The organism is Cognatishimia sp. F0-27 (assembly GCF_020667845.1).
Lineage (GTDB): Bacteria > Pseudomonadota > Alphaproteobacteria > Rhodobacterales > Rhodobacteraceae > JAFMPQ01.
On record NZ_JAFMPQ010000005.1, the window covers coordinates 131272 to 140107 of the forward strand.

General features: G+C 66.5%; 6 protein-coding genes. 3 read left to right on the forward strand and 3 right to left on the reverse strand.

Translation table 11 applies throughout. From position 1 onward, the window contains the following. Nucleotides 1-445: 445 nt before the first annotated feature. Together J1C49_RS04745 and J1C49_RS04750 are read right to left on the reverse strand one after the other, a co-directional pair. On the reverse strand, nt 446-1522 hold the full coding sequence (locus tag J1C49_RS04745) for a DsbA family protein (RefSeq protein WP_227444659.1): 1077 nt from the start codon (nt 1520-1522) through the stop codon (nt 446-448). A gap of 26 nt (nt 1523-1548) precedes the next feature. After that, entirely contained in the window at nt 1549-2874 is a 1326-nt protein-coding gene (locus tag J1C49_RS04750) for a M48 family metalloprotease (protein ID WP_227444660.1), read from the reverse strand. A gap of 106 nt (nt 2875-2980) precedes the next feature. Here J1C49_RS04750 and J1C49_RS04755 point away from each other — a divergent pair, with 106 nt between their 5' ends. Then, a complete protein-coding gene (locus tag J1C49_RS04755; RefSeq protein WP_227444661.1) occupies nt 2981-4144 on the forward strand; it encodes a pyridoxal phosphate-dependent aminotransferase in 1164 nt (387 codons plus the stop codon). Between the two features lie 149 nt (nt 4145-4293). Next, a complete protein-coding gene (locus tag J1C49_RS04760; RefSeq protein WP_227444662.1) occupies nt 4294-5502 on the forward strand; it encodes an N-acetylmuramoyl-L-alanine amidase in 1209 nt (402 codons plus the stop codon). A gap of 399 nt (nt 5503-5901) precedes the next feature. Here the strand turns inward: J1C49_RS04760 and J1C49_RS04765 are convergent, their stop codons facing one another. Further along, the gene (locus J1C49_RS04765; RefSeq protein WP_227444663.1) at nt 5902-7668 is read right to left on the reverse strand and encodes a PQQ-dependent methanol/ethanol family dehydrogenase; all 1767 of its coding nucleotides are present in this window, start codon (nt 7666-7668) and stop codon (nt 5902-5904) included. 197 nt (nt 7669-7865) lie between these two features. Between J1C49_RS04765 and J1C49_RS04770 the strand changes: the two genes are divergently transcribed. Continuing rightward, nucleotides 7866-8744, forward strand: coding sequence for a hypothetical protein (locus tag J1C49_RS04770; protein WP_227444664.1), 879 nt, complete (start codon nt 7866-7868; stop codon nt 8742-8744). The last annotated feature ends 92 nt before the right edge of the window (nt 8745-8836 follow it).

The window sequence follows — 8836 nt, forward strand, 5'->3', positions numbered from 1 at the left end:
GGCCAGCGGGATACTGGAACGCCGCCGCAACGCAGGACTCGTGCCCTGCGGCATCTGCGTGGGCCGCATACCCGGCGGCATTTGTGCGAGCGTCAAGGTCAAGTCCCGTCGCGCGGGCGCGGCGCCGTAACGCTTACGTCGTGCCGTGACGCGCGCGTCTTTGTCGAAACGGGGGCGTTGTGCCGTATCTGTCGGACCCGTTGCCTCAAGGGCGATACTGCGCGTGCCGGTGGCTCCTCAGGTGACCCCGTTGCCTCAAGGGCGATGTCGCGCGTTTCGGTGGCCACTCAGGCAGTGCGCGCCGCCTGTGCCTGACTTGCAAAAGGGTTTCGGGATTGCGCTTTTCTGGGGGCGGCGGCTTCGCCGCTTCGCATGAACAATGACAGGCCGAGAAAGGGCGCGCGGAAAGCGCGCCCTTTGGCAAATGCGCAAGCGGATGCGCGGCTTACTGCGCCGCGCGCACCTCGGCCACGATCTCCTGCATGGCATCCAGCGGCGCGTAGCCCCGCACCATCTGTTCGCCAAAGACGAAGGTCGGGGTGCCGGTGATCTGGAGCGCCTGGGCAAGCGCGCGGGTTTCGGCGATGCGGCGCATCACCTCGTCGCTGTCCATTTCCTCGAAAATCGCATCCACGTCGAGACCGAGCGTCGACGCGAGACGGCTCAGGGCCGCTTCGGTCGGGTCGCCCTCCAGCGCGATCAACCCGTCATGCATGGCCTTATAGGCCTCGGTTCCCTGGGTGATCAGCGTGGCAATGGCAAATTGCGACGAGACCAGCGAGGCTTCCCCGAGGATCGGGAATTCCTTTGTGATCAGCCGGATATCGCCATCGCCTTCCACCAGTTGCGCCACTTCGGGGGCAGCCCGGCGGCAAAACCCGCAGCGGTAATCGACAAATTCCACGATCGTCACGTCACCATCGGGATTGCCGCTGACCGCGGAGAACCCGTCATCGTAGAGCGCGCCCGCATGCATGGCGACAAGCGCACGGTCATTCTGGCTCTGGGCAGCGGCTTGCTGCTCTTCGAGCCGGGTGACCATTTCCTGAAGCACGCCGGGATTGGCGAGCAGATAGCTGCGCACCTGCTCGCCGAACGCATCAGCCTGCTCCGGGGTCATCGCGGCGAAGTCGAAACCGGTGGTCTCGGCGGTGGTGTCCGCCTCCGCCGTCTCGTCTTCCTCGACCACGTCCACATCGACGCTGGCCACAGCGTCGCCCGCGTCCGCATCGGTCTCCGGATCTGTATCGGCCTCCGGCGTGACCGCCTCAACCACCGCCTCGACGGCCTCTTCGGCCGTTTCGGCGACCGTGTCGACGGCGGCTTCAACCGCGTCGGCCACCGCTTCGGTGCCATCTTCGGCCACCGCATCGGTGGTGTCAGCCACTGTTTCGGCCATCTCGGCCACAGCGACGACCGGGGCAGCGGGCTCCGGGCGGTCGCTCAATGCGCTGATGGCTGCGACCACGGCCAGCACGGCGGTGCCGCCGCCAACCACCAAAGGCAATGTCTTGTCGTCCATGTCGTGTTCCATGCTCCTTGAAATCTTCAGCGGCGCCGTGCTGCGCGCTCTGCTGCTCCTAGCACATCCTGCGCGCGTTGCCACGGGCCGGAGCCACGCGGCAATTGACCCAATGCCCGCCGCGCATGCACCTCGGCATCCTTGAGGCGCCCTTGCAGCGCATAGCGCTCCGCGGTCACGACCGACGCCATGGCGTTCTGGCCGGTGCGGGCATAGGCGACGCTGAGATCACGCAGCACCCGCGCATCGGAAAAATCCCTTCCTCGGGCGGCTTCGAGCGCCTTGAGCGCCTCACGCGGATTGCCGGCGGCGAGATAGGCGCGCCCCAGCCCCCCGAGGATCAGCGGCTCGCGCGGGGCGAGGCTTGCGGCCTGACGATAGACCTGCACGGCGGCATCGAATTGGCGCGACTCCAGCAGGATCTGCCCCTTGAGTTCGAGGTAGAACGGATCGCGCGGACGCAGTGCGATGGCGCGGTCGATGCTGGCCACTGCCTTTTGCCGGTTGGACTGGCGGTGATAGGCGGCGGCTTGCCGCATAAAGCCGATATCCTGCGAATAGGCGTTGCCGGCGCGCCGCAAGGTCCAGTTCGGAGCACGCTGGAACCCGGTCAGCTTGCCGCGCGCGCGGGCGAACCAATATTGCGCCGCCGGATCCGGCTTGGCGGCCGGCTGGCTCGCGGCCAGCCCTTCGAGGGCGCGCAGCCGGTCGCGGCTCAGCGGATGGGTGCGCACATAGGGGTCCTGCCGATTCTCGCGCAGAAGCTCTTGGCCGCGGAAGATGCGCATGACCTCCACCGCGCCGTTGAGGTCCACCCCGGCCCGGCGCAGGTAGCGCGCGGAGCTGATGTCGGCGGAGGCTTCCTCTGCGCGGGTATGCGACAGGAACAACCGCATGGCGCTGTTGGACGAACCCGCCGCAATGGCCAGACCGGCGCGCCCGTCGCGCGCGGCAGCGCCAGCCATCACCCCGAGCAACGTGCCAAGCGCCGCGGCGTTGCGCGCCGCGCTGAGATTGCCGAGACGGCGCGAGATATGCCCATTGGCGATATGGGCGGCCTCATGCGCGATCACCGCCTGCAGCTGCGCGGGCGTGTCGAGTTTCATCATCAGGCCGGAATGGATGAAGATATGGCTGTTGTCGACGATAAAGGCATTGAGCGAGCTGTCATCGACCAGAAGGATCCGGATGCGCGACGCGTTGAGCCCCGCGGCGGTCAGGATCGGCTTGGCCAGTTGGCGCAGGCTGTATTCGATATCGGCGTCGCGCAGCAGGGTGGTCTGGGTCCGGGCCGATACGGCGGGGGCGAAGGCCAGCAAAGCGCTGAGCAACAAAAGCGACAGGCGGGTCATTGACGTCTCCCTTGCGGGACCTCTAATCCCGGACATACCATCGGCAGGCAGCGGGCCGGGCCCGGCCTTCGGGCTGCCTCGCCCATGCCAGAGTAGAGAGGCGAGGATGCGGAATTCAAGGCGTGGCGCGGTTGATCCCTTTATCGTGATGGACGTGATGGAGGCCGCCCGCGCGGCGGAGGATGCCGGGCGGCACATCATTCACATGGAGGTGGGCCAGCCAGGCACACCGGCGCCTGCTGCGGCGCGCGATGCGTTGGCCCGCGCGATGGCCGATGATGCGCTTGGCTATACCGTGGCGCTTGGCCTTCCGGCGCTGCGCAAACGCATCGCAAGGCTCTATGGCGATTGGTATAATGTGGATCTGGACCCGGCGCGCGTCGTGATCACGCCGGGGTCTTCGGGCGGGTTCATCCTGGCCTTCACGGCGCTGTTTGATGCCGGGCAAACCGTGGCGCTCGGTGCGCCGGGCTACCCGTCCTATCGCCAGATCCTGCGCGCGCTGGATCTCGACGTGCTGGAGATCGAGACCTCGGCAGAAAACCGCTACCAGCTGGTGCCAGAGGATCTTTCCGGGCGCGCCTATGACGGGGTGATGATCGCGAGCCCCGCGAATCCCACCGGAACGATGCTGGATCGCGCGGCCTTGGGCGCGCTGATCGACGCAGCGCATGGGGCAGGGGCGGCCTTCCTGTCTGACGAGATCTATCACGGCATCGAATACGACCGCCGGGCGGTGAGCGCGCTGGAGATCTCCGACGATGTCTGCGTGATCAACTCGTTTTCGAAATATTTCTCGATGACGGGCTGGCGGGCCGGTTGGCTCGTGCTGCCCGAGGCCAATATCCGCCAGGTCGAGCGGCTGGCGCAGAACATGTTCATCTGTGCCCCCCATGCCGCGCAGGTCACGGCCCTTGCGGCGATGGATGCCGAAGAGGAGCTGAAGGCCAACATGGCGGTCTACGCCCGCAATCGGGCCTTGATGATCGAAGGGTTGCCGCGGGCCGGCTTCGACCGGATCGCGCCACCGGACGGGGCCTTTTATGTCTATGCGGATGTCAGCCACCTGACCACGGACAGCCGGGCCTTTGCGGCGCGCATTCTGGACCGTGCCGGGGTTGCGGTCACGCCGGGGCTCGATTTCGACCCGGTCCGTGGCGCAGGCACGCTGCGGTTTTCCTATGCCCGGGCCACGGCGGATATCGAGGAAGGGCTGGCGCGACTGACCCGGTTCATGGCCGAAGAAGGGCATATCGCCACGACCGGCTGATCGTCGGGACGCGTGGCTCTGCCCGAAAGCGCGGCGCGGTCGGCCCGCGTGAGGTTTCTTCGACAGATCGCGCAAATGGGGCTGTGTGCCGGGAGCGCGCTTTGCTATTCTGGTGCAAAGACACGCCGGTATGCGGCGGGGGTGAGGAAATGCGCAGGCTTCTGACAATCATTGCGAGTGTCTTGCTGGGGCTTGGCCCGGCGGCGGCACAGGACATAACGGCGCTGGCCCGGGCCACGGGAGGCGCGGTGTCCGACCGCGACGGCGCGGTGGTGCTCGAGCTGGCACTGTCGCAGGGGGTGCCGTGGCGCGTGTTCACGCTGGATGATCCGATGCGGCTTGTCCTCGACTTCCGCGAAGTGGACTGGACGGGGATCGACGCGGGAACATTCGACCGCTCGCGCCGGGTCGAGGGGCTGCGCATGGGGCCGTATCAGCCGGGCTGGTCGCGTCTCGTGATGGGGCTGACAGAGCCGCTCGCGGTTGCGCGCGCCGGGCTGTCGGTCGACCCGTCTCTGGGCAGCGCGGCGCTGAGCATCCGCCTCGAGGCGACGGATCCGGAGGCTTTTGCCGCCGCGTCCGGTTTGCCCGACACGCAGAGCTGGCCGCTGCAGCGCCGCGCGCCTGTCATGGCGCCAAGCCGCGATCCCGACGGGCCGACCATCGTGGTGCTTGATCCCGGCCATGGTGGCATCGATCCCGGGGCCGAGCGCGACGGGACAACCGAAGCCGACCTGATGCTGCAATTTGCCCGCGAACTGCGCGATGTTCTGCGCCGGTCAGGCGACTACGAGGTGATCCTCACGCGCAACGATGACCGTTTCGTCTCGCTCGAGGCGCGCGTGGCGATCGCACAATCGGTCGGCGCGGACCTGTTCATGTCCCTGCATGCGGATGCCATTGCCGAAGGCCGCGCCCACGGGGCCACGGTTTACACGCTGTCCGAAGAGGCCTCGGATGCCGCCAGTCAGGCGCTGGCCGAACGGCATGAACGCGACGCCCTGCTGTCCGGTCTAGACCTCTCGGGCGCCGACGATCGCGTGGCGCAGGTGCTTATGGACATCGCGCGGCTGGACACCGCGCCGCGTTCCGACGCGCTTGCGGCGCACCTCGTCGATGGGATCCGCAACGCACTTGGCCATGTGCACAAGCGCCCGTTGCGGAAGGCGGCGTTCTCGGTGCTGAAATCCGCCGATGTTCCCTCGGTGCTGATCGAACTCGGCTTCCTGTCCAGCGCCGACGATCTGCGCAACCTGCGCGATCCGGCGTGGCGCGCGGGCATGGCCGCCGGGATCCGCGATGGCATCACCGCCTGGGCCCTGGAGGACGCGGCGCTCGCGCGCTTGCGTCGCCAGTAAGGCGGCACCCACCCAACAGGCAATACACAGAACGGAACGCCCGCTCCCGCGCGCCGATCCGACAGCGCCGCGCGCGGTGTGATCCTCAACGCGCCCCACCCGGTTTCTTTGGGCTCGAAATATCCTCGGGGGGTCCGGGGGGCAGACAGCCCCCCGTGCGATGCGGCTTGCCCCTGCGCGCGCCGCAAGACGGGCGCCTCTGTCCCGTCCACTGCCCGAAGATCCCCTCAACGCATACAAAAAACCCGGCGCAGTCATACTGCGCCGGGTCGGGGGTCAAGCGGGCTGGCCCTCTGGTCTGGCAAGGGGAGGAGCGTGGGATCTCCGCGCCTGCCTGGGGCCAAGTGCGCCTGCACGCACCCCCCGGATCGACGCTCCAGGGGGGGCGTGCGCCGCGCCTCAGTCGGCCGCTGCCAGTTCCTTGGGCAGACGGAAGGTCCACAGAAGACCACCCTGGTTGAGGTAGTTCACCTTCTTGGCAACCTCACCGCCCCAGAGCGGCACCGCGCCACCCCAGCCGGAGATGATCGAGACGAACTGTTCGCCATCCTGCTCCCAGGTGATCGGCTGACCGACGATGCCGGACCCGGTCTGGAAGGACCACAGAACCTCGCCGGTCTCATCGTCGAGCGCAAGGAACTCACCCTCGGGCGTGCCGGTGAAGACCAGACCGCCGGCGGTTGTCATCACGCCACCCCAGAGCGGCGCGTCGTTCTTGTATTCCCACTTCCACTCGCCGGTTGCAGGATCGACCGCCTTGAGCGAGCCGATATGGTCCTCGTAATTCGGCTTGATCGTGAAGCCGGACCCGAGATAGGCCGCCCCCTTCTTGTAGGTGATCGGCTCGTTCCAGATATCCATGCCCCATTCGTTCGAGGGCACGTAGAACAGGCCGGTCTTGGGGCTGTGCGCCATCGGCATCCAGTTCTTGCCGCCAAGGAAGCCCGGTGACGAGAAGACGACATCGCCTTTCTTGCCATCGCTGGCCGCCGCCGGGTCACCCGGACGGTTTTCCTCGATATAGATCGGGCGCCCGTTTTCATCGAGACCGCTGGCCCAGGAGATGTCCTTCACGAAGGGCCAGCCGCCGACAAAGCCGCCATCCGCCGCGTCGAGCACGTAGAAAAAGCCGTTGCGGTCTGCGGTTGCCAGACGCTGGTTGCCGTCGCTGTCCTCGAACGCCACAACCTCGTTGACACCGTCATAGTCCCAGCCTTCGCGCGGCGTGGTCTGGAAGTGCCATTTGATCTCGCCGGTCGCCGGATCGAGGCCGATGCGCGAGGCTGCATAGAGGTTGTCGCCCATGCCGTCTTCGGAGGGCGTGCCGGCACCGCGCAGGTGGCTGTTCCACGGGGCCGGGTTGCCGGTGCCCATGATGATCGTGTCCGTGCGCGCGTCATAAGAGCCGCCGAGCCAGGTGGCGCCGCCGCCCGTCTTCCACATATCGCCCGGCCACGTGGCATTGAGCGTGCCGGTCATGGTGCTCTCTTCGCCATTGAGCATGCCCATATGGCCCTCGATCACCGGACGGTGCCAGACCAGGTCGCCGGTGTTCACGTCACGCGCCTGAACCGCGCCGACGATGCCGAATTCACCGCCCGAGTTGCCGGTGATGACGAGCCCGTTCACGATCAGCGGCGCCGCCGTGTAGGAATAGCCCGCCTTGTAATCGTCGATCTTGTCGCGCCAGACCACGTCGCCGGTCTTTGCGTCGAGCGCCACGATGCGCGCGTCCAGCGTGCCAAAGATCACCTTGTCGCCGTAAAGCGCCGCACCGCGGTTGATCACGTCACAGCAGGGCAGGATGCCTTCGGGAAGGCGCGCGTCATACTGCCAGAGTTCCTTGCCGGTCTTCACGTCGATGGCGTAGAGCCGGGAATAGGAGCCGGTGATATACATGATGCCGTCATAGACCAGCGGCTGGGTTTCCTGCCCGCGCTGCTTTTCCCCACCAAGCGAGAAGGCCCATGCGGGCACCAGCTTGTCGACATTCTCCTTGTTGAGCGTGTCAAGCGGGCTGTAGCGCTGCAAGTGGCGGCCCATCCCGTTGGTGACGACCTGATTGGTCATCTCTGCATCATTTGCGAGCATGTCCTCCGTGACCTCGGCCACGGCGCCCGTGGCCCCGAGAAGGCCGATTACGGCGGCTGCAACAAATCTGTTCATGTCTGTCCTCCCATGAAAAAGCTCCGATTCCGGGCGCTCGGCAAAGCGAGTGCGATGACGGAAAACGCCTCTCCTGCTCAGTGTAAAACCTGCGTGTGACAGCGCGATACGCGCAATAGGTCTTACGACCACAAGTGTATTGACAGCCCCGCAACCCGCCTTCTCTGGTGAAGGAATCAACCAGAGGAGGACTTGTTATGCGCCGATCCGACAGCATGCGGGCCGCGTTGCACCGCGCGGTCCATGCCATATTCCGGCGCGGGACGGCGCTGGACCCGGACGCGGGCGCGCCCGCAACGGTGGCCGTCCCGGTCGATGTCAGGAACCCTGCGCCGGTGCAGGCCGCAGCCGCGATCGCCCGCCCGGTCATGGCGCCCAACGCGCGCTGCGGCATGCGTCTTCGTGCCAAGAGGGTCACGCCGGGTGCAGGGCAGGCGAGGCGCGACACCGTGATCATCGGACGGACGGCAGGGATTGTCTCGGTCACCGTGGCCCTGATCGGAGGGCTGGCGCCCTGGACGAGCCTGCATGCCGAAACCGCCGCCCCACCATCTTCCGGCGCGGCTGCACTTGCGGACGGGACCTATGCGGTGACATTGCATGACAGCAGCGATACGGCGTGGCCCGTGGCCACGATCGAGGTGTCCGGTGCGCAGTATCAGGTCGCCATGGGCAGCGACGGTTTTGGCGACTACTTCCTCTCCATGCGGCCGTTCAAATGTCTGGAAGGCCCCGACACGCTGTGGTGTCACGTGCCTTACCCCTATGAAATTGCGCGCCGCCTTGCCGGAGAGGTGACGGACCTCGAATATGACTTTCTTTTTGTGTGGAAGCCGTCCGGGGAATACGGGATCGATCTGTGGAATGGCGTCTATTACGATCTTGAGCCGGAAGGATCCGGTCTGGTGGGTGAGATGAAGGCCATCGATATGGGGCGCCTTGCGGTGCCGCCGGAGGCCGGAAACCTGCGACCCATCCGCGCGGTCGATCTCGACGAGATTGAAACAGACGGGCATTGGCTGCCCCGGATGCGCGTGACGCGACAGGCCCTTGCGGGCGGGGATGCGTCGGACTGAGGCGCGGTGCCGACAGCCATCGTGCGCGCGATCATGGGGCAGATGCCGCTGCCTTGACCGGGTGGTGGTGCGCCGCGGGTCGGATCACCCGC

Coding starts and splice junctions, on each gene's coding strand:
- J1C49_RS04745 (WP_227444659.1), bottom strand. CDS start 1,522: ATGGACGACAAGACATTGCCTTTGGTGGTTGGCGGCGGCACCGCCGTG.
- J1C49_RS04755 (WP_227444661.1), top strand. CDS start 2,981: ATGCGGAATTCAAGGCGTGGCGCGGTTGATCCCTTTATCGTGATGGAC.
- J1C49_RS04770 (WP_227444664.1), top strand. CDS start 7,866: ATGCGCCGATCCGACAGCATGCGGGCCGCGTTGCACCGCGCGGTCCAT.
- J1C49_RS04760 (WP_227444662.1), top strand. CDS start 4,294: ATGCGCAGGCTTCTGACAATCATTGCGAGTGTCTTGCTGGGGCTTGGC.
- J1C49_RS04765 (WP_227444663.1), bottom strand. CDS start 7,668: ATGAACAGATTTGTTGCAGCCGCCGTAATCGGCCTTCTCGGGGCCACG.
- J1C49_RS04750 (WP_227444660.1), bottom strand. CDS start 2,874: ATGACCCGCCTGTCGCTTTTGTTGCTCAGCGCTTTGCTGGCCTTCGCC.